The organism is Sphingomonas sp. CFBP 13733 (genome assembly GCF_014841795.1).
Classification (GTDB): Bacteria; Pseudomonadota; Alphaproteobacteria; order Sphingomonadales; family Sphingomonadaceae; genus Sphingomonas; species Sphingomonas aerolata.
Genome location: NZ_JACYUP010000001.1, coordinates 150,431 through 168,172, shown reverse-complemented (window position 1 = coordinate 168,172; position 17,742 = coordinate 150,431). Strand labels below are relative to the sequence as shown.

At 64.6% G+C, this 17,742-nt stretch carries 13 protein-coding genes; 6 read left to right on the top strand and 7 right to left on the bottom strand.

Annotated elements, in window-relative coordinates; genetic code table 11:
- Positions 1-359: 359 nt before the first annotated feature.
- Both IFT71_RS00625 and IFT71_RS00620 read left to right on the top strand, forming a co-directional pair.
- Positions 360-3,647: a TonB-dependent receptor gene (locus IFT71_RS00625; RefSeq protein WP_197975978.1), complete on the top strand. Its 3,288-nt coding sequence runs from the start codon at positions 360-362 to the stop codon at positions 3,645-3,647.
- A gap of 58 nt (positions 3,648-3,705) precedes the next feature.
- Entirely contained in the window at positions 3,706-4,305 is a 600-nt protein-coding gene (locus IFT71_RS00620; RefSeq protein WP_192138781.1) for a CC0125/CC1285 family lipoprotein, read from the top strand.
- Between the two features lie 387 nt (positions 4,306-4,692).
- Here the strand turns inward: IFT71_RS00620 and IFT71_RS00615 are convergent, their stop codons facing one another.
- The 3 genes from IFT71_RS00615 to IFT71_RS00605 all read right to left on the bottom strand — a co-directional run bounded on the left by IFT71_RS00615 (position 4,693) and on the right by IFT71_RS00605 (position 7,639).
- The gene (locus IFT71_RS00615) at positions 4,693-6,093 is read right to left on the bottom strand and encodes a DNA photolyase (RefSeq protein WP_342212560.1); all 1,401 of its coding nucleotides are present in this window, start codon (positions 6,091-6,093) and stop codon (positions 4,693-4,695) included.
- A 71-nt stretch (positions 6,094-6,164) separates the two neighbouring features.
- Complete coding sequence (locus IFT71_RS00610) at positions 6,165-6,665, bottom strand: DUF427 domain-containing protein (protein WP_192138779.1); 501 nt, start codon at positions 6,663-6,665, stop codon at positions 6,165-6,167.
- Positions 6,662-7,639: an SDR family oxidoreductase gene (locus tag IFT71_RS00605; RefSeq protein ID WP_192138778.1), complete on the bottom strand. Its 978-nt coding sequence runs from the start codon at positions 7,637-7,639 to the stop codon at positions 6,662-6,664. The genes IFT71_RS00610 and IFT71_RS00605 overlap by 4 nt, the downstream gene beginning before the upstream one ends.
- Positions 7,640-7,908: 269 nt before the next feature.
- Here IFT71_RS00605 and IFT71_RS21135 point away from each other — a divergent pair, with 269 nt between their 5' ends.
- A complete protein-coding gene (locus tag IFT71_RS21135) occupies positions 7,909-9,876 on the top strand; it encodes an alpha/beta fold hydrolase (protein ID WP_206757430.1) in 1,968 nt (655 codons plus the stop codon).
- Between the two features lie 146 nt (positions 9,877-10,022).
- The gene (gene mgrA / locus IFT71_RS00595) at positions 10,023-11,099 is read left to right on the top strand and encodes an L-glyceraldehyde 3-phosphate reductase (RefSeq protein WP_192138777.1); all 1,077 of its coding nucleotides are present in this window, start codon (positions 10,023-10,025) and stop codon (positions 11,097-11,099) included.
- Positions 11,100-11,379: 280 nt separating this feature from the next.
- Here the strand turns inward: mgrA and IFT71_RS00590 are convergent, their stop codons facing one another.
- The 4 genes from IFT71_RS00590 to IFT71_RS00575 form a co-directional block, all read right to left on the bottom strand.
- Positions 11,380-13,296, bottom strand: coding sequence for an alpha/beta hydrolase-fold protein (locus IFT71_RS00590; protein WP_192138776.1), 1,917 nt, complete (start codon positions 13,294-13,296; stop codon positions 11,380-11,382).
- Positions 13,293-13,766, bottom strand: coding sequence for a DUF6265 family protein (locus IFT71_RS00585; protein WP_192138775.1), 474 nt, complete (start codon positions 13,764-13,766; stop codon positions 13,293-13,295). Before IFT71_RS00585 ends, IFT71_RS00590 begins: the two co-directional genes overlap by 4 nt.
- 212 nt (positions 13,767-13,978) lie before the next feature.
- Complete coding sequence (locus IFT71_RS00580; protein WP_192138774.1) at positions 13,979-14,734, bottom strand: response regulator; 756 nt, start codon at positions 14,732-14,734, stop codon at positions 13,979-13,981.
- Positions 14,731-15,795 carry a sensor histidine kinase gene (locus IFT71_RS00575; protein ID WP_192138773.1) on the bottom strand — a complete coding sequence of 355 codons (1,065 nt, stop codon included), beginning with the start codon at positions 15,793-15,795 and terminating at the stop codon, positions 14,731-14,733. The genes IFT71_RS00580 and IFT71_RS00575 overlap by 4 nt, the downstream gene beginning before the upstream one ends.
- A 422-nt stretch (positions 15,796-16,217) precedes the next feature.
- On the opposite strand from IFT71_RS00575, the gene IFT71_RS00570 reads away from it, so the two are divergent.
- Entirely contained in the window at positions 16,218-17,045 is an 828-nt protein-coding gene (locus tag IFT71_RS00570) for an alpha/beta fold hydrolase (protein ID WP_192138772.1), read from the top strand.
- Positions 17,046-17,116: 71 nt separating this feature from the next.
- Positions 17,117-17,707, top strand: coding sequence for an NADPH-dependent FMN reductase (locus IFT71_RS00565; protein ID WP_192138771.1), 591 nt, complete (start codon positions 17,117-17,119; stop codon positions 17,705-17,707).
- Positions 17,708-17,742 lie beyond the last annotated feature (35 nt).

Here is a 17,742-nt window from a genome sequence, read left to right as displayed (position 1 = left end):
TGTCCCCCGCGCCTATTGGCGCCTTACGCCTGATTAAAGCCTGAGCTCGGGAAGGCAAGCGCGGTCGCGAACGTCGGCAAGTGATTAAAAGACAAGCATTCTGTCGCAATATTCAGGTCTTGATTGTCGCAGAAAGCGGACGTAGCATTACTCTTACATTTGACGACCGGTCGTGATGAAGAGCTCAAAAGCTCAGATCACTCAGAAGCTGGCGCAGGTGAGGAGGAAGCCCGGAACAAACCGGACAAAGAGGGGATGCTGTGATGCAAAATTCGGTTTTTCCGGCGTTATCAAGCTCGACCAAGCGTTTTCTGCTTTCGACTTCGGCGCTCTCAATAGCGTTGATCGGGTCACCAGCCATGGCCCAGACGGTTTCGTCACCGGCAAACGAGCAGACCTCGCCGCCGAAATCCGGTTTGCCGGATACCGACCCGGCGACCGCGCCTCAGACGACCGAGCTCGACGAGACGACGACCGAGGACATCGTCGTAAGGGGCATCCGCGCCGCACTCGAAAGCGCGAAGGACATCAAGCGCAACGCCGACACGGTCGTCGACTCGATCACAGCCTCCGACATCGCCACCTTGCCCGATCTGTCGGTGGCAGAGGCGCTCGGGCGCGTCCCGGGCGTGACGATCTCGCGGTTCGCGACCGGCGGCGCGTCACCCGACTTCCCCTCACCCGAAGGCCAGGGCAACCTGATCCGCGGTCTGGGCTTTGTCCGCTCCGAGTTTAACGGCCGCGACGCGTTCAGCGCCAATGGCGGGCGCGTGCTCGATTTCTCGAGTATTCCGCCGGAGCTCATCGGCGCAGTCGATGTGTACAAGAACCAGACGGCCGATCTCATCGAGGGCGGCATCAGCGGCACGATCAACCTGCGCACCCTGGAACCGTTCGATCGCCAGAAGCCGTTTCTGGCGATCTCGGCGGATAATACCTACACCGACCTTCGCAAGAAGTCGTCGCCCTCGGGCAGCATCACGGGCGGCAGCAGATGGAAGACGGGGATCGGTGAATTCGGCGTGGTAGCGTCGGTTTCACGGTCGAAGCTGAGTTCGCGTATCAACGGCTGGCAGCAGAATTCGCCGTTTCCGCGCGTCCTCGACGCGACCGGAAACGTTCCGCAGACAAGCCTGACCGGCGCGGCGAAGCTGTCCGAGTTCACGGGCGTCGATCCGTCACGCATCCTTGGTACGACGCCGGGATTTCAGTTGCGTACGAACGATGTCGATCGTGATCGTCGAAGCTATTACGGCGCGCTGCAGTGGAAGAATGATACGCTGCAACTCACGGCCAAATATATCCGGGTTGAGGAGGACACGGACAGCATCGAGCGGACGTTCGAGTGGTTCCCCGAGCACGATACGGGCACGACGGCGGGGATCAGCAACCTCAGCGTGAAGCCTGGTTTCGGATCTGATGGTGTCGCCATGTGCAGCGGCGCGGGCGGCTTTCCCTCGAACCCTGGCGACTGCGAGACGCTGATCCCGATCCGCGGCGGTCTGATGGAGTCGGGCTTCGTCACCAACCGGATCGATGCCTGGACGGGCGCGGTGGGATCGCCGGTCGGATCGCTCGGCATCGGCAGGACGGAAGAGAGCAAGACCGAGGATTTCAGCCTCAATCTGCGGTGGCAGCCGACCGAACGCCTGCTGGTGACGGTCGACGGCCAATATACCAAGGCAAGCGCACGGCAGCGTCAGATCTGGGGCGGCTTCAACACCTATCTCGACTGGCAGATTGCGCCCGATCTCGACAATCCGCGGATCGCCTTTTCGGTCAACCCGGCCCATCGCTTCAATCCGGGCAATACGCGCTTCAGCGGTGACAGCGATGCCAATCCGCTCGCGTCGCCGACATCGGCCGGCGATTTGAACGGCACGACCTGGCAATTTGCGGCCGACCAGTTCCAGGTCGGCAAGGGCGATCTCTACGCCTTCCGTGCCGATACCGCGTACGACGTGTCGGGGAGTGACGGACTTGCCGGCTGGTTCGACAGCGTCAAATTCGGCGGTCGCTACTCCGAGCGGAGTCAGACGAACTCGGAGATGGCGCTGAACTGGGGTGCCATCTCGCCTGCATGGGATGGCCGCGGCGGTTACGGCGTGGTCGGCACCTTTCAGGAACCCGCCAAGGCTGCGGAGGCCATCAGCTTCGCCAACTTCTTCCGGGGCGGCGTGGTCGAAGGTCCGAACCAGACCTTCGTCTTTGCGAACTCCGCACTTCTCAACGACTATTCCGCATTCCGCAAATATCTGAACGCAGAGCCGCAGCTGGCCAACGCCAATTACAACTGGGTACCCAGGGGTACGGACGACGGCAGTAAATTCGGGGTCCCCATATTCCGCCCCGAGGACACGTCCAACATCACGGAGCAGACAGCGAACGCGTACGCTCGCCTTGATCTCAAGCACGAGTTCGACAACGGCATGTCGATCGCCGCAAACTTCGGCGTCCGATACGTCCGCACCAAATTGCGATCGACCGGGTTCCAGGCGTTCCGGCCATTCGTGGCCGATGCCCAGACACCCGCGTTTGCCGACACCGATGGCGATGGTGTCCTGGAGCGGACCAGAACCGATGATGCGGAGAGCCGCGACGATCCCGCGGACTTTCTGCCCCAGTCAATCGCGTACGGGGCTCAGGCGGCCGTACCGATCAGCTTCAAGCAGACCAACGAGAACTGGCTTCCGTCCTTCAACCTGCGCTGGAATGTCGACTCGCAGCAACTCGTCCGGTTCGCGTACAGCAAGGGGCTAAGCCGGCCGAACGTACAGGATCTGCGCGCGTCGCAGGAATATGTCGTGACCACGAACCGCGTGAACTTCCCGCCGATCACCGATGAGAATGACCCGCTGTTCGGCATTGATCGGGGTGCGCAGAACATCACGGCAGGCGACATCCGCGTAAATCGCGGAAATCCGCTGCTGCGACCAACCACGGCCGACAGCTTCGATCTCTCGATCGAGCGCTATTTCCGCGGGGGATATTTCTCCGTCGCCGGATTCTACAAGAGCTTGTCCAATATCGTCACGAATGGCGATCTGGCGTTGGGAACGACGACGCTTGACGGGCAGACCGTCAATATCATCTACAACGGGCAGGTGAATCAGGCCAAGGCCAAGGTCAAAGGCATCGAGGTCAGCTACCAGCAGTTCTTCGACAAGTTACCGGGCGTGCTGAGCCATCTCGGCTTCCAGGGAAACTATACCTATATCGACTCGTCGACGACACCGCCTGCGAACGGCGTCGACAGTGATGGCGACGGGAACGTCGATGACCAGACGACCTTCTTCCGGTTCGGCGTCGATGATCTTCTCGGACAATCCGATCACATCCTCAACGTCGTTGGAATTTATCAGGACTCCGCGCTCGAGATGCGTCTGGCGTATAACTGGCGCTCGAAATACCTCACGACCTACCGCGACTATGTGACGGGCAACCCCGTCTACAATTCAGCGGCCGGGTTCCTTGACGCTTCGGTTCGATACAGGATCGGCCCCCTGACGCTGCGCACGTCGGTCGCCAACATCCTCGACACGAAAAGCAAGGCGCGCGTGCAAATCGACCAGAGCGGACAATTGTATGATCGGTTCAGTTTCTTGAACGATCGGCGAATCGTCTTCGGCATCCTGTTGCAGTATTGAGGCTATGCGATCGGGACGGTCGAAACCGTCCCGATCTTCTTTCGTGATGGAGGGCATGATGAAATATGCAGTCCTGATAGTAGCGGCAATGATCTGCACCCCGGCTGCTGCGCAAAAGGGGTATAAGGCAGCGAAGGCGGCAAGTGACGTTGGTTATCAGTCGTCCGTTGGCGCCGACGGCAGGGTAACCATCGTCTACACCGGCGCAAAAGGCGCAAAGCCCGATGATGTCGCCAAATTCGCCATGTTGCGGGCGGCGGAACTCACCCAGGATGCGGGTAAGGAGTGGTTCGCCGTCATCAAGGCCGAGACGCGCGACCTTACTGCCGGTGGCGGCTCCGACCTGCGCGACAAAACCGGGCCGAGCTTCTCTACAGGGACCGGCGCCAGCGCTTCGATGGGGTCGGCCAGTCAGGCGGGCAGCCCTCCCGGGGTGGCCGATGCAGCCGTGCCAAATGGCCCTACGACGGGTGGTTTTGGCGGCGGTGACGTTCCCTATCAGGTGTTGGAACGCTGGCGTCCGAGCCAGTCTGCACAGACCACGGTCGTGATCCAGATGGGATCGGGCGACCAGGCTACATTCCCAGGACTCAACGTGCAGCCGACAATCTATGCTGCTGCGGACGTGATCGAACAGATACGGGGAAAACGCAAATAACGAGCAGCGTGCCGATCGGACACCCTCGATCGACCGGTACATTGGTCGCTAACACCCCCCCTTGGGGCGGCGCACGGCCGCCCCGTTTTTTCGTGGGACGCAGGCTCGGTCGGGTCGGGCGGCTCCGACTTTCGGCGATCGACTATCCGCGATCCTGACAAACCAATGCGAGAGAAAGCCAGCGGGCGCCGGATGAGACGCGCCCCGTTTTTCCCCTCGATTTGGAACCGGGATCCGCACTCGGAATGGACGGGTAAAGCAGCAAATCATTGGCATTCTGAAGACGGGCGCGGTGGTGACGCATGGGAAGCTATGGCAGAGAGGCCGGGAATGCAGGCGTTTGTTCGGCCGCATCTGCAGGTCAAAGCCCCCCTGTCGCACGACCGCTCAGACGGTCGGCTCGCCGGTGAGATATGGATCGACCGGCACCTCCGCCGGAACCGATACCCGCGGCACCGCCCTTGACGCTGCCGCAGCGAGCCATTCGTCGCCGCCGTCCCTGCGCCGGGTGGAGCCGTCACTGCGTGTCGAGACGCGCCCGTAGATCGGTCGTTCGCGGTCCGATGGCGAGCCCGCGAACGTCGCGGCGATGTTGCCGTAGGTCGACGGGTCGCGACCGTCGAGGCTGAGTCGGTCGTTGAGATAGCAGGCTGTGGACCATGCCGCTTCCGGGCTGGGCGTCATCGCGATGATACGTTTGCCCCAGTACATCCGCAAATTGTTGTGCATCCAGCCGTCGACTAGAAATTGCTTCTGGCAGGCATTCCAGGTCTCGTCGCGCGTTTCGCCGTGGAGCATCGCGCTCAACGTCTCCAGCTCGGGGCGGCCATCGGCGGCATGATCTGCAAGCGTGTCGACTGCCCAGCCGGCGACGCGGTCGTAGCGCTCCGGCGCGGCAAGATCCTGCGCCTGATAGTGGAACCACTCGCGCCATCCGAGAAGCTCGTCGGCGAACTTTGCCTTGTGCCTGCTACCTGCATCAGCCGCGGCGACCGCGGCCATCACCTCGCGCGGGCCCAGCACACCAAAGTGCAGATAGGGCGACAATCCGCTGGCGCCGTCCGCGCGCGTGGCGTCGTTGCGCGCTGATGCATAGCCGGGCAGCACCTCGGTCACCAGCCGCCGCAACCGGTCCTCTGCCGCCCCCCGGCCGGCCGGGTGCATGGCGCTGACCGGCACCGTATGATCGATCTCCAGACTCGTCACCAGCGCGTCGAGATCGCATGTGTCCAACGTGTCGGGCGTGAAGGCCAGCGTTCCGGCATAGGCGGGCTGTTCCGGCACCACCTCCTCCGTCTCCACCCAGTTGGAGCGCTCGGGTTCGTGGCGTCGCAGGAAGCCCGACCGTCCCCGGATGTCGTCACCGAGCACGGCTGGGGGTACCAGGCAAGCGGCCTCGACCGCGTAGACCGGTGCGGCGGCCCGGGCAGCGACCCTATCGGACTGCCAGCGGGCGACGAAGGTCGGTTGGTCCTCCACTATGATCGCCGCCGCATCGGCGCCAAGCCGGTGCACAAGACCTTTTTCGCGGTGCCCAGCCCGATCGACGTGCTGAACGCAGGCCAGACCGCGGCTTCCACACCCGGTACCAAGGTCGCGGCTCGCCGCCAGAATGAAATGGTGCAGCCGGTCGGAGGCATAGGGATAATCCTCGCGCACGCCGTGGTACACCAGGACCGGCAGACCGAGCGCGTTGCCGAGCAGAATGCTCGCATCGATCACCGGATTGTCGCGAGCCCGCAGCGCCTGCTGCAGCCAGCACAGGACGTAACGGCCGCCGACGTTCACCGCGCGATCGTTCAGCACCCGCACGCGCGGCGCTTCTCGCCAGTCGCGAAGACCGGCAGGCAGGACGGCCGTCACCATCCCATGCTGCCCGGTATGCCTTTGAACGGCCCCACAAGGTCTGACGTGATCCACCCGCCGTAAAACCCGCCGGGCTGCGGAACCACCTGCTCGCCGTCCACTGTGCATCTATCGAGCGGACCGGCGTAGAAGGCGACATGGTCGCGCAATACCGCAAAGGCCGGCGTCGGGTCCGGATAGCTCCACGCCACGTCGCGCAGAACCTCGCCGCCGATCGCCAGATGCCAATAGACCGCGTGGCCCTTCCACTCGCAGAACGAACGTCGCTCCGAAGGGCGAAGCAGGCTTGGGCTCAGAGCGTCGGGCGGCAGGTACCAGCTGGGCGGGTGACTGGTCTCCAGCGTGCGGACAGCCCGGCGCGTATCGGCGACGAGGACACCGTGATGCTCGATACGGATCCATCGCTCGCTCGCTTCGGCAACAGCCGGGCGGGGAAAGTGCCACACGCTCTCCTGGCCGGGCGCGAGTGAAGGCTCGTGGTCGTTGTCGCTCACCGGCGACGACCGAGCCAGATGCCGATACCCGCAAGGCCGAGCACCGCGATACCGGACGTCGCAGCCGCGACCTTGCGCCCCCGGTGCGGATCGCGCCGGCCGCCATCCGGACCGGCTGCGACGCCGGGGTCGAACAATACCCCGTCGCTGTCGTCGCCGTCGGGTGCGCGCGCTGACCAGGTGTCGAGGAAGCCGCTCAGGATCGCCGCCAGCAGGTTCGGCGCCGCGAACTCCCCCAGCTTGAAGGCGATCGCCGGCGCGCCGACTGCGGTGAGATTGCGTGGTCGCGTGGCAAGCCGCACGACGGCCTTCGCAACCGTCTCGGGTGCGAGCGAACCCGGCGGCAACGCGAGCCGTGCGCCCGTATAGTTGCCGGCGTGGTCGACGCCGGGCGTGTCGACGAAGGTCGGACAGACGTCGCATATATGGATGTGCGGGCGCTTCGACACCTCGCCGCGGAGTGCCGCACTGAACCCGCGCAACCCGAACTTGCTCGCTGAATAGGCCGCCGCATACGGCGTGGCGACGAAGCCGCCGGCCGAGATCATGTTGACCCAGGTGCCGCGATCCTGCGCCAGGAAGATCGGCAGCACCGCGTGCACATCATTCATGTGAGCGACGAGGTTCACGTCGACGACGCGCGCATGGTCTGCGATCGGCACGTCTTCGTACCGGCCGAGCACGCCGACGCCCTCGCAGCTGAACCACAGATCGATGCCACCGAGCAGGTCGCGGGCCTCGGCAGCGAATGTCGCCACCGCGGCTGCATCGGTACAGTCGACGGGCCGGACGATCGCGGTGCTGCCCGCCGCGGCACAGCGGCTAGCGACGTCGTCCAGCCCTTCCCTGCCGCGGGCACCCAGGACGACCCGTGCGCCCGCCGCCGCGAAGGCCACCGCCGTAGCCGCGCCGATACCGCTCGATGCACCGGTGATCACGACCCGGTGTCCGGCGAGCGGTTGGTCCGCGCTCATTGGACCATGCTCGAGGTGCTTGGCCGCACAGCGTCGGCGGGAGGACGCTGTCGCGTCGGAGGGGCTGGCCTGTCATCATGCATAGCCCCTCAACGTTCTGAAGTCGCTGCGGTGTCCCACGAGCGCCGCAGAACCTATCTTACTGTATCGGACTCGAGCTTCGAGAGGTGCTCTCGCTACCGATTGCCGGCCGATTTGAACGCGACGCAGGTGAGTGCGTTGGTGTTGCTCGAGACGGGGGGCGCGCCCTTGGAACGCTAGGACACGAGATGGCAAAGCCCTTTACGATTGCAGTACCCGACGAGCGGCTCGCCGGCATCAACGCCAAGGTCGCATCGTTCGACTGGGGCGCGCTGCCGGACGCCGGAAGCTGGACGTCAGGGGTCGGGCTTGCGGACCTCAAGCGGCTGGTGGACCATTGGCGCATGCGGTTCGACTGGCGCGCACAGGAACGTCGGCTGAATGCTCTACCCCAGTTCACGACCGAGGTGCTGGGCGAAAAGCTTCACTTCATTCATGCGCGGGGCGATGGGTCGCGCCCACCCCTGCTCCTACTGCATGGCTGGCCGGGCTCGTTCATGGAATTCGAGGCGCTCATCGCGCCATTGGTCGCCGACGGCCATGACGTCGTCGTGCCCTCGCTTCCGGGCTACGCCTTTTCCGGGCGCCCTGCCGCGCCGATCGGACCGCGCCGAACAGGCGAGTTGATGCACGGTCTGATGACCGAGCTTTTCGGTGATGCGCGCTATCTGGTGCAAGGTGGTGACTGGGGCGCGGCGATCGGAAGCTGGATGGCGCACGATCATCCCGAAGCCGTGGCAGCGCTGCACCTCAACATGGTTCTCCTTCAGGCGGCGGACATATCGCCGAAGACGCCCGACGAACTCGCCTGGGCGACACGACGGGCGACGCTGGCGAAAGAAGAAACCGGCTACGCGCACGAACAAGGCACGCGTCCGCAGACGCTCGGCATTGCCATGTCGGACAGCCCCGTCGGCGTTGCCGCCTGGATTCTGGAAAAGTTCGGCGCTTGGGCGGACGTTCCGCGTGATGAACAGGGTAGGCCCGATCTCTGGCAGGCGTTCGACGAAGATACGCTCCTCACCAACATCATGCTGTACCTCGTCGAGGGGTCCTTCATCACGTCCACCTGGATGTATCGCGGCCGCATGCTGGAGGGTTCGGGCGAACTTCCCGCAGGCAGCCGTATCAAGGTGCCGACCGGCGTCGCAGCGTTCCCCGACCCCGTCTTCCCGCCTCCTCCGCGCTCGCAGGCGCGCAAGACCTACAACATCGTCCACTGGAGCGAGATGGAGGCCGGCGGCCATTTCGCGGCGCTCGAACAGCCCGGGCTCCTGCTGTCGGACATGCGACGCTTCTTTGCCGACGAGGCGTCCTCGAAGGGGCGCAGACGGCGTCGGATCGCCGCCGCGGCGGGTGTCGTCGGCGTTGCCGCTATAGGATTTTGGACGTTGGCGGACAGTCATCGACGCCCGGACGATACCCAAGCCCGGCATCGCGCGACCTACCCGCCACTGGATGTCCCGAAAGCTTTTGCCGAGGGCGTCTGGATCGTCGACAGCGGACCAATAAACGCGATGGGCCTGGCGCTGCCCGTGCGCATGACGATCGTCCGCCTCGAAAACGGCGATCTGCTTTTACACTCGCCGACCCCCTATTCGGCCGCGCTGGCCAAGGCGATCGAAGCGCTGGGCCGGGTACGGCATCTCGTTGCCCCCAACATCGCGCACTGGACCTACATTGCCGATTGGCAACGGGCCTACCCGGATGCGACCACCTGGGCTGCGCCAGGGCTGCGGGACCGGGCACAGGTCCGCGCATCGTCGGTGCGGTTCGATGCCGAACTCGGTGGAACGGCCCCGGTGGAATGGTCGGACACACTTGATCAAGGCATGGTGCCGGCGGGCGCTGGCTTCAACGAGATTTGGTTCTTCCACCGGCAGACTAGGACGCTCGTGCTTGTCGACCTCATCGAAAACCTCGATCCTGACAAGCTGCCGCCTGTCACGCGGCTATTGATGCAGGCCTTCGCCGCCACGGACGGCACGACCGCACGGTACCTTCGGCTACCAGTACGGCTAGGCGGCGCGGATGCTCGAAAGGCGGTGCGAGCGATCGAGGCGCTCAAGCCTGACCGGGTGATCTTCGCTCATGGTCACCCGTTCGACACCAATGGTGCTGCACGACTGAAGCGTGGTTTCGAATGGCTGATCTAGGCCAGCGTTAGCGCAGCTTGAGTGCGTAACTGCAGCGCTGCATCGCGCACCTGCCCAACGCGATCGAGGCAGTTCAGAAGAGTGATGCACGCTGCGCCGAAACGGTTTGCGCGTTGCGCATCGAAGACGTTCACAAGGAGTCACCAATGTCGTTTCCACGTCCGTACATCGCGTCCCCGCTCCGGTATGACAGCGGCATGCCCTATCGACGCACTGGCCGAAGCGGGCTGAGGCTCCCGGCAATCAGCCTGGGGCTGTGGCAGAACTTCGGCGGACAGGATGTGTTCGAGACGGGGCGAGCCATCCTGCGGCGGGCATTCGATCGTGGCGTGACCCACTTCGATCTCGCCAACAATTACGGCCCGCCCTATGGTTCGGCGGAAGAGAATTTCGGTTGCGTCCTCGCCTCCGATTTCGCGGCCCATCGCGACGAACTCATCATCTCGACCAAGGCGGGTTGGGACATGTGGCCCGGACCGTATGGCGATGTCGGTTCATCCAAAAAATACCTGATCGCAAGTTGCGACCAGAGCCTCAAGCGAATGGGCCTCGACTATGTCGACATCTTCTACTCGCACCGGGTGGATGCCGCGACCCCGCTCGAGGAGACGATGGGCGCGCTGGTGCAACTTCATCGACAGGGCAAGGCACTGTATGTCGGCATCTCCTCCTACGAGCCGGGGCTGACCCGCCGTGCGGCCGAGATCCTGGCCGCGGAAAAGGTGCCGCTGTTCATCCACCAGCCCAGCTATTCGATTCTCAACCGATGGATCGAGCGCGACCTGCTGGCGACGCTGGAGGAACTGGGTGTCGGCTGCATTGCCTTCTCACCCTTGGCGCAGGGCATGCTGACGAACAAATACCTCCAGGGCGTCCCGCAGGATGCACGAGCCACGCGTGACGGGTCGCTGTCGCAGGCCTTGCTCACGGATCAGAACCTTGCTGCCATCCGTACCCTGAACGATATCGCGGGTGAGCGCGGACAAACCCTGGCCCAGATGGCGATCGCGTGGGTCTTGCGTGACCCGCGCGTCACATCGGCGCTGATCGGCGCCCGCACGGTCGAACAGCTCGACGACTCGCTGGACTCGGTGAAGACGCTCGATTTCTCCGCCGACGAACTCACCGCGATCGACAACGCGGCCGACGATGGCGGCGTCAATCTCTGGTCGGGATCATCTGACATCACTGCTCTGCCGGCAGCACAAGGAGTGCCCGCCTGAACAACGGCCAGGACGACCACCTTCGGGACATTCCAGGCGGCGTTTGCTGCCCAACCTTCGGACATCCGTTCATGCCCGGTTACGTTCGCCGACAGCGGCGCACAATTGTCAGAACACGCGATATCGTCATCTGTTTGAGCAGACCACGCTTCTTGAGCCTTGCCCCGTCGTGATCTGAGAAACTCGCGACGCTCGTAGATGCTCGCCTGAAACGAAGAGCTCCGATGTCAGGCTGATAGCGGAATGCCTGCTTCCGATCCGGACCAAGCGGGGCGCCGCCTTACCGGGCCGGGACGACATGGTCGTGTGTTCCGATCTGGCGATGCAGCTTGAGCGAGCCGCCAGCCTGACGCTGCCACAGCCGTATGCCGCCGCCCATGACGGTGCCCGACTGGCCCCCCGCGGTCCACTCGACGCGGAATTTGGGATATTCGATCACCCACGCACCGTGGTTCTCGAACGCCAGGGTCCAGACCCGCACGTCGCGGAAGGTCGCGCCGCTTCCCGCTGCGGTATAGGCGGTCAGATAGGGGCGGATCTCGGCCATGCCGCGTTTGGGCGTATCAGCGAAGGGCATGAAGACGGCGTCGTCGGTGTAATCCACGAGTTTCGCCTCGACATCCTTGGTCCGCACGGCCTCGGCGTCGCGGTCGTTATGGGCTCGCAGAAATTCGCCGAGTGGCCGGTCGGCTGCGGCTGGCGGGATCGGCGAGGATGACGACTCCGGTATCGCGGTGAAGAAGACCGCGGGATCGGCCAGCGGGCGGAAATAGCCCCAGGTGTCGGCCTTGAGCCTCAGGCTGCCGTCCCGCTCGACGCCCCAGACATGTGCGTATTTTCCCCGCTCCTCATCGATGCGGTCGGACCAGCGGATCGTGAAAGTTCCGATCTCGACCAGTGTGTTGCCCAGGTCGAAGACTTCGCTCGCGACCGGCACATAGCTGACCACCTGCCGCCGTTCACGCATCGCGCGGTGATAGGCGGCAATCTGGCGGGTACCATGCAGCGCGGGTTGATATTCAGGCATGCTCAGCGCGTCGGCGCGGTAGAGCGCGGCGCGCGCATCGGCATCGTTGGAAACTATCGCCTCGCGCAGCTTTCCGTGTGCGGCGTTGACGCGTTCGGTCGGCGTCGCGGGAGGTCCGAACAACAGGTGCCGCGCGAAGAAGGGCAGCACATCGGTGTAGAACCGCCCCTGCTCGCCCCAGTGCCGGTCGCGAAAGCCGCCGCCATGCTCCTCGGCCTCATGCGGCACGCCATATTCGGCGAGGAGATTGGAAAAGGCCTGCGCGCCATAGACATGATCGACCAGCGTGTCCTGACGCCCCCAGTCGAACTTGAAACCGCGCAGCGATTTGAGATTGTCGGCATAAGCGGGGAGCAAGGCCGTCAGCGCGAATCCCTGTTTAAAACGCGCCGTACGGTCGCTGTCCACTACGATGCGCCCGTCGACACGCCGTGCCGGCGGATCGAAGAACAGTGGCGGTCGATTGGGGTTCGGCGAGAAGGCCTGATAGATCGACGTGAAGATCAACGAGAAGCCATCGTCCCGCAGATCGTCGAGCGATGTCGCGCGCGCCATGCGTTCCAAGTTCGGGCGGCTGTGCGTCGGCTGGATATTCGGTCCGCTCGCCACCGGCTGCATGCCATAGACCGCGCCGAACATGTCTGGATGGCGCATGCCGAAACGGATCGCGCCATAAGCCCCCGGGCCATCCCCCGCGATCCCGCGCGAATCCCGGGTGGCGAGCGTGCGGTAGGTGGCATCGATGTGCGGCACCAGTTCGCGCACCATGAAATCCTCCCAATTGCCCGTCACTGACGAGTTCACGTACCATGCGCTGCCCGCGGGGGTCGTGAAGTCGGCGGTCACGACGATGACGTCGCCGATCAGACCCTGCCCTATCGCCTTGTCCAGCAACGCCTTTGCGCCGTGGCTGGCGAAGGGTTCGCGGTGATCTTCGAAGAAATAGTTGAGGAAATAGAGGACGGGAAATCGCTTGCCCGGCTCGGCGTAGCGCGGCGGCAGATAGACCGTGAGGTTGCGGACTGGCGAGATGCCGATCTTGCTGCCGGCGAAGCTGATCGATTGCAGCTTGCTGACAACGAGCCGGCCCTGCGGCTGCGCCATCGCCGGAGCGACGAACAGCGCCAGCAAGCACCAGGCGACGGCGTAAAGCTTGCACAGCGCGCTCATGACGGTGCTCCATCGCTTCGCCGCGCGGGGCCTGATGTACGCCGGAAGGGAATCACGAGTGTCTCGCGTTCCTGGCCCTCCGAGCGATTGAGGAAATAGACCGTGAAGCTATCCGGCCCGGTTCGCGAGAAAGTCGCGCCGTCGAAGTAGAAGCTGGTCGAATCGCGATCGACCAGCGGACGGTCGATATAAGCCGCCTGCGCTTCCCAGCCGGCGAGTTCCGGGGTGAAGTGCTTGACCCGAAGCGTCAGCGAATCTCCAATCTCCGCGAACACGCCGATCTCGTAAAAGGCCAGGTTCTGGGGAGCGAGCGCGCGGACGAAGCCCGGAAGCTGCCCAAAGCGAGGCCTGAGAAGCACATGCTCGACCGGCCCATCGGGCATGTCGCCGATCCAGTGGCCCTCGATCCACGCCATGTCGGCGATCGTCGCACGCGGGGCCTGGCGACCTTCGGCGTGAAGCTTGATCATGGCCCGGGGGTTGTCGAGTTGCGCCGATGAAGGGCTTGCGTGGAACAGTATCGCCAGCGCGAATACCGCCGTCGGAAACCTGAAAAGGGCATATGCCCTGTGCCTCAACCCCATGCCCACCCCCTGTTTTGGTTGAGCGGCATACGGGCCCGGAACGGTGTTTCCCGGCAATGGATTTTCGCCGGGCGGGTTTGGCGGATCGCCAAGCCGGATCAGCGGGTAAGGTAGACGTCGATTGGCTCGCGGTATCGCCGGCTGAACCGGAGTTCCGCGCCGCACGCCAGCCGCACCACACCGTCGCCGTGCGTGCCGGGCCGGACTTCGACCAATCGGTCGAGCCGGACGATCGCGGCGCGATGGATGCGCGCGAACGCGGCATGGGGCAGCCGCGCCTCGAGCGACGTCAATGATTCGTGGATCAGCAAGCTGCGTCCGCCGGCATGGACTTCGGCATAGTCGCCGGCCGCACTGATCCAGTCGATCTCGTCGAGCCGAACCAGTTGCGTCGCGCGATCGCCGCGCGCGACTAGCCGGCCCTGCCCGCCGAGCAGCGATCGCATCCCGTCGCGCTGGCCGTCGCGCTGGCCGCCGCGCTGGCCGTCGCCCGTGCCGATGTGTCGCCGCACCCGCTCGATAACGCGGGCGAAATGCTGGTCGTCGAACGGCTTGAGCAGGTAATCGAGCGCCTCCGACTCGAACGCGCGCACCGCATAGGCGTCAAACGCCGTCACGAACACGACCAGCGGCATCGCATCCACGCCAATCGCCTCGATCACGCCAAAGCCGTCCATCTCGGGCATTTGTACGTCGAGGAACACCAGGTCGGGCCGCAGCGTGCCGATTGCCGCCACTGCTTCCGCCCCGTGCCCCGCTTCGCCGACCACTTCGAAATCGTCGTGCCCTGCCAGCGACTGGCGCACCGCGCGGCGTGCCAGCGGCTCGTCGTCGATGATCAGGGTCCGGATCACCGCGGCACCAGGATGATGACGCGGAAGCCCTCCCCTGGCGCCGTGTCGATCTCAAGCGACTGGCGCTCGCCATGGAGCTGGCGCAACCGCAGCCGTGCGTTGCCGAGCCCGACGCCCTCGCGGATCGTGCCCGCGCCCTTGCCGTCGTCGGCGATGCTGATCCGCAGCATGTCACCCGCGGGCTTCGCCTCGATCGTCAGCGTGCCACCTTCGATCGTCGGCGCAATCCCGTGGCGCACCGCGTTCTCGACCAGCGGCTGCAGCAGCAGCGCCGGCACCTGGACGGTTTCCAACCCGGGCGCGATGGCGCGGACGATCCGCAGTCGCTCGCCCAACCGGGCTTCCTCGATCGCGAGATACGTGTCGGTAAAGTCGAGTTCATCGGCGAGCGCGCTGTGCTGCGACCTGCGCTGATCGATCGACAGTCGCAGCAGATCGCCCAGCCGCGCGATCAGCCGCTGGGCGACGATCGGATCGTCGGGCACCAGCGCGGAAATGGCGTTGAGCGTGTTGAACAGGAAGTGCGGCTGCAGCTGCGCGCGCAGCGCCGCGGTTTCCGCCTCTGCGAGCTGCGCCTCCAGCCGCGCCGCCGCGACCTCGCGATCGCGCATCGTCCGATAGGCGCGCGCGCCGAGAACGATCGCGACGAGCAGCGCGTAGATCATCAGATGGACATGGATGCTGGTCGCCAGCTTCGTGATTAGCAGCCCATTGCTCCACGGCGCCCAGGGCGCGCGGACATAGATCATCGCGTTAACCACGCTGTAGAGCGCCGCGTGCAGCACCGCGAAGAGCAGCCCGAAGGCCAGATGGATGGCCAGCAGCCTGCCCAGCCGCCGCTCGTCGGCGAACGCTCGCGCCACGCTCACAACCCCGGGCGTCAGTGCTGCCCAGGCCGAATACCAGATCAGCCCATTGACCAATGCCTGCCCCAGCGCGAGCTTTGGCCCACCCGCGAAACCCGCGGCATAGGTCTGGAACGCCGTCACCACCGCGACAGCCAGCCATGCGGCCCAAATGCCCAGATAGCGAACAAGGCGTTGCCGATGCGCTGCGGTCATGGCCAATCATGCACATTCGCCCGACATTGAACAGCTGCCCGGCGGGGACGAAGCCTGACGGCCGCCGACGTCTGCGTGCTTCCCAAATTCGCGACCGACGAATTCTGCCTCGCCAACGTCTATCGCGTCGGTGTCGCGATGCGCGCGAGGCTGCGCATTCTGACGCGGTGCAGGCCCTGCCGAAGGCAATCGCCGAATATCCAGTCGGCGCCGACCAGCGTAGCGACTTGATACCGGCGATCGGGTCGATCAAGGTCAACTTCACGCGTCTCGATCGGCGAGAGGGGGCCGCCGTTGCCGACTAGGCCGTGCTGCGCATGACCGCTATCAAGGATGGAGAGATCGTCGTCGTCGACGCCGCCTGATTGTCACCTTCACTCTGTAGCGTGCCGCGTACCCGACCAAGCCCGAGGAGACATCGAATGCCGTTCGTCACCACCGTCGACAAGACCGAAATCTTCTACAAGGATTGGGGCAACACGGATGCGCCCGTCGTCATGTTCCACCATGGCTGGCCGCTCAGCTCGGATGACTGGGACGCGCAGATGATGTTCTTCGTCCAGAAGGGCTATCGTGTCATCGCGCATGACCGCCGCGGGCATGGCCGTTCGACCCAGTCGGCGGGCGGTCACGACATGGACACCTATGTCGCGGATGTCATCGCGCTGACCGACGCGCTGGATCTGCACGATGCCGTTCATGTCGGCCATTCGACCGGCGGTGGCGAGGTCGCCCGCTATGTCGCGCGCGCCAAGCCCGGGCGGGTCAAAAAGGCCGTGCTGGTCAGTGCGGTCGCACCGATCATGGTCAAGACCGATGCCAACCCGGACGGCGTGCCGATGGACGTATTCGACATGGTCCGCGAGCAGACGGCCACGAACCGTTCGCAATTCTATTACGACTTCACGCTGCCCTTCTTCGGCTACAACCGCGACGGCGCGGAGGTGAAAGAGGCGGTGCGGCTCAACTGGTGGCGCCAGGGCATGATGGGCTCGGCGCTCGCCCATACGCTGGGCGTCAAGGCCTTTTCCGAGACCGACTTCACCGACGATCTCAAGGCGATCGACGTGCCGACGCTGGTCCTGCACGGCGAGGACGACCAGGTTGTTCCGTTCGCCACCACCGGCAAGATGTCGGCTGAAATCGTGAAAGACGCCAAGCTCATCTCCTACCCCGGCTTTCCCCACGGCATGCCGGTTACCAACGCCGCTCGGATCAACGCCGATCTGCTGGCCTTCATCGAAGGTTGATCCACGGCAGGGCACGGAGCGATGGGGCGCTCCGTGCTTCTGCACGACACGCTTCACAAGGGATTGCCGCGATGCCCGATCGGGTTCTGATCTTCTACGGCTCCTATCGGTCCGACCGGCAGGGCATCCGCCTCGCCGAGTGGCTCGTCCGCGCCTTCGCCAAACGCGGTGCATCGGCCGAGTTGATCGACGCCAGGGCAGTCGACCTTCCCATGCTCGACCGCATGTACAAGGAACATCCCAGCGGCGAGGCGCCGCCGGCGCTGGACGCACTCGCCGAAAAGATCAGGACGGCCGACGCCTTCGTCTTCGTGGCCGGCGAGTATAATTGGGGCGTGCAGCCCGGGCTCAAGAACCTCACCGACCATTTCCTGGAGGAATGGTACTGGCGGCCAGCGGCGATCGTCAGCTATTCGGCCGGACGTTTCGCCGGTGCGCGTGCCGGTCTCGCATGGCACGGCATCCTGTCCGAGATGGGCATGGTGGTGGTGTCCAGCACGATCGCGGTGGGTGGGATCGGCCATGCCTTCGATGCGAGCGGAAAACCAGCGGGCGACGGTGGCGCCGCCCTCACCCGCGCCTTCCCGCGCTTCGCCGACGATCTCGGCTGGTGGACGCAGGCCGCCCGCTCCCAGCGCGAGCGGCGTGATCCGCCCTATTGATCCGGCCGACGTCCGCGCCTCTACATCGCGGCTCC

Coding starts and splice junctions, on each gene's coding strand:
- IFT71_RS00570 (WP_192138772.1), top strand. CDS start 16,218: ATGCCGTTCGTCACCACCGTCGACAAGACCGAAATCTTCTACAAGGAT.
- IFT71_RS00605 (WP_192138778.1), bottom strand. CDS start 7,639: ATGAGCGCGGACCAACCGCTCGCCGGACACCGGGTCGTGATCACCGGT.
- IFT71_RS00585 (WP_192138775.1), bottom strand. CDS start 13,766: ATGATCAAGCTTCACGCCGAAGGTCGCCAGGCCCCGCGTGCGACGATC.
- IFT71_RS00575 (WP_192138773.1), bottom strand. CDS start 15,795: ATGACCGCAGCGCATCGGCAACGCCTTGTTCGCTATCTGGGCATTTGG.
- IFT71_RS00620 (WP_192138781.1), top strand. CDS start 3,706: ATGAAATATGCAGTCCTGATAGTAGCGGCAATGATCTGCACCCCGGCT.
- IFT71_RS00565 (WP_192138771.1), top strand. CDS start 17,117: ATGCCCGATCGGGTTCTGATCTTCTACGGCTCCTATCGGTCCGACCGG.
- IFT71_RS00625 (WP_197975978.1), top strand. CDS start 360: ATGGCCCAGACGGTTTCGTCACCGGCAAACGAGCAGACCTCGCCGCCG.
- mgrA (WP_192138777.1), top strand. CDS start 10,023: ATGTCGTTTCCACGTCCGTACATCGCGTCCCCGCTCCGGTATGACAGC.
- IFT71_RS21135 (WP_206757430.1), top strand. CDS start 7,909: ATGGCAAAGCCCTTTACGATTGCAGTACCCGACGAGCGGCTCGCCGGC.
- IFT71_RS00590 (WP_192138776.1), bottom strand. CDS start 13,296: ATGAGCGCGCTGTGCAAGCTTTACGCCGTCGCCTGGTGCTTGCTGGCG.